The sequence below is a fragment of the Nitrospirota bacterium genome (genome assembly GCA_016212185.1).
Classification (GTDB): Bacteria; Nitrospirota; Thermodesulfovibrionia; order UBA6902; family DSMQ01; genus JACRGX01.
Genome location: JACRGX010000055.1, coordinates 1 through 3,158 on the forward strand (window position 1 = coordinate 1; position 3,158 = coordinate 3,158).

Consider the following 3,158-nt stretch of genomic DNA (forward strand, 5'->3'; position numbering starts at 1 on the left):
ATGCAATCCTTGCAGTTGTATCCACAGCCTATTCGGCCCTTGTGGACAGGCTTGACAAGGCAAGGCTTCTTTCAGCAAGTTCAATTTTCTTCTGCATACTTTTTTTTGTTTCAAGATTTCTTATCTCATATCCGCCGTACCTTATATTTGTGTTTGCGGCAGTTGAGGTGCAGGCCATACTCACCATCATACAGTTCTGGACCATTGCGGATTCCAAATATACGGTAAGGGAGGGTAAAAGGCTTTTCCCGCTTATCATGCTTTTCGGGCTTGCGGCAGCCGGCCTGTCTGCCCTCAGCATCAAATTTATCGTCAGCATAATACAGGCCGAAAATATATTTATCCTGATCAGCTTCCTGATGTTTATAAATTATTTGATGTTAAGGAAGTTTCGTGTTGAAAGGACACCTGAAAGGGGAGCGGAAAATCCTTTAAGGCAATATCTCGGCCAGATTAAAGAGGGATTCTCCTACATCTTCGGCTCCAGCTTTCTTATTGCGTATGCCGTTATGGCCATGTCCATATATCTGGTAAACAGCGTTATTGAGTTTGAATTTGCCGGCGCCGCAGCCTCCTCCATGCATACGCTTAACGAACTCACCCAGTATTTCGGCCTTGTTCAGGGAGGAGCGACTTTTCTGGCCTTTATGACACAGATGCTATTTACAGCCAGAATTATCGAGACCCTCGGCATCCCTGCTGCGGTGCTTATATACCCTTCCGTGATTTTTTTGGCAATTTCCGGCATGACAATCAAATTCGGCCTTGCTGCAGCCACATTATCAAAAATGATAAACGACCTCTTCCTTTATTCCATACACGATACTGTAAGCAGCGTTTTGCTTAACCCTGTTCCTGAGAGGGTCAGGGGCAAGACGAGAATATTTATTCAGGGCATAGTGAGGCCGGCAGCCGCAGTTGTCTCCAGTATTTTTCTTATATTTGCCATACGGTCTTTTTCCACACAGATGATATGTATGACTGCCCTTGTCTTTGTTTTCATCTGGTTTCTTGCGTCATTTATGCTTGGGAGGAGATACCTGAATATACTTGTTGAAAACCTCAGGCAAGGCGAGGTTGATCTCGGAAAATACTCATTTGAGACATTGACAAAGCTTAGAGCAAAAGATGCAATCAATGCTGTTACTGAACTGCTTGACAATAGCGATGAAAAAAAGAGGGCGCTTGCAGCCCATGTTTTATTTAATATCGGCACCAAGGAGGCATTGTCTCAGGTTGCCGGTCTTGTATGCGACCCTTCCCCTGCCATTAAAATTCTTGCCCTCAAAAGCATAAAAATGTCAGTGAATCAAAGCTATATGAAAGAGGTTAATGCACTGATAAACCATCCTGACACACGGCTTGAGGCTATAGAAACCTTTCAAGCAATATCTCCGGATGCGCCGGGATATTTTGCAGGGCTTCTTGAAAGCGAAAAAAATCCTTATGTAAAGAGCAGCCTTATAAAAATGCTGGTAAGGGCGCACGGCTGCGGCGAGGAAGAGGCTGCAATAAAAGATTTTCTTGACGGACTTATCTCTTCAGAAAAAGAAGCTGACCGGATATGCGCGGCGCTGCTCGTCTGGGAATTCCGGGAGTTCAAGCTTGAATCTTACGGCGGATATTTAGCCGGTCTGCTTAAAAGCGGCAACGAGGAGATTGTAAAAAATGCCATCCTTGCCATAGGCGGCATTAAAGACAACGATAATATTCCAAATATTATTCCATTGCTCCCTGATGAAAGATTTTCAACAGTTGTTTATGAGACGCTTATTAATTATGGGCAAAATGCCTTACCGCACATAAGCGCATATCTTTCAGAAAGGCCGCAGCCCTACAGCATTGCGCTGCCTTTGCTTTCCATACTTGGCGACATCGGAGACATATCAGCGGCAAACATATTGGCCGCATATCTGCATGACCGGGATGAAAGGATAAGGCTTGAAGCAATAAAGGCATTTTTAAAACTTGCTGGCGCTAAAAATGCGCCTGTGCTTTCAGCAGAAAAGATATTATGCTGCTTAAAAGAGCACATTGAGTCGGCATTAAAACTCTTATATATGGATTATTACATGGCGTCAAATTATTCTCCTGATGTATGCAAGGCATACAGGCTTCTTATGCGCGAAAAGCTTAAAACACACAAGAAAATCCTGCTTGCGCTGATTAAATTAGTTGACGAGAAGCAAGGCATCTCTGCGCTCGGCGAATCGCTTGAAAGCGCTGCAAAAAAAACCAAGGATTGCGCGCTTGAGGCCCTGGAGACCATGCTTCCTTCGGAGATTAGAAAATACTTTATGCTGATATTTGATAACATTCCGGCAGAGGAAAAAATAAAAATCATCAGCGAGGGCTATGATTTTGAAATATCGTCAATAGAGCCTGTTTTAATGGAAACCGCGGAGAACGGATATGTTATGGAGAGGCTTTTTGCGCTCCATGATCTTGGCGAAATGAAAGATGATAGGTTTCTTCATATCTTCACGGCGAACAAAGACCACGACGATCCGAATGTCAGAGAGACTGCCCAAAAAAACCTTGCCATGCTGAAGAGGTTTGATATAGTTTAATTTTATAATTTTATGCTGACCACAATAGAAAAGATGCTATTTCTCAATAAGGTGGATATGTTCAAAGATGTCTCCCTTGATAATCTTCTATCTATAGCCGGTATTGCAAAGGAAACCAGCTATCCGGGACGCACTGTAATATTTAAAGAGGGGGACGAGGGTGATTCGTTGTACCTCATTGTGGAGGGTAGCGTGGGTGTAAAAAAAGGGGGCGCAAAAGAAAGCGGCTTTATCGCTGTGCTCAGACCTCCCCAGTGTGTCGGCGAAATGGCAATAGTCTCTCATGAACCGAGGTCAGCGACTGTTGAGACGATTGAAGATACAAATTTTCTGGTAATAGACAAGAAAGGTTTTGAGGCATTTATAAAGAAAAATCCTGAAATAGCCTTCTCAATCTTCAATATGCTCGCCGCAAGGCTCAGAGACATTACAGCGCGCCTTGCAGAAGAGATAGGGAAGCGGGATAAATGCTGACAAAGGCATGAAAAATTATCTGGAAAAATACCTTAAATTATTTCCAAATTGGCTTATAGCGCTTTTTTTATTCGCATCCGGCTTATTATCCGGTTGGGCATTGAGCCTTATTCC

At 43.4% G+C, this 3,158-nt stretch carries 2 protein-coding genes; both read left to right on the plus strand.

The genetic code is table 11. The features are described from left to right. Positions 1–2,570: hypothetical protein (locus HZA10_05880; GenBank protein ID MBI5195830.1), on the plus strand; the 2,570-nt coding region annotated here is incomplete at its 5' end. 12 nt (positions 2,571–2,582) lie between these two features. After that, on the plus strand, positions 2,583–3,044 hold the full coding sequence (locus HZA10_05885; GenBank protein ID MBI5195831.1) for a cyclic nucleotide-binding domain-containing protein: 462 nt from the start codon (positions 2,583–2,585) through the stop codon (positions 3,042–3,044). Positions 3,045–3,158: the final 114 nt, after the last annotated feature.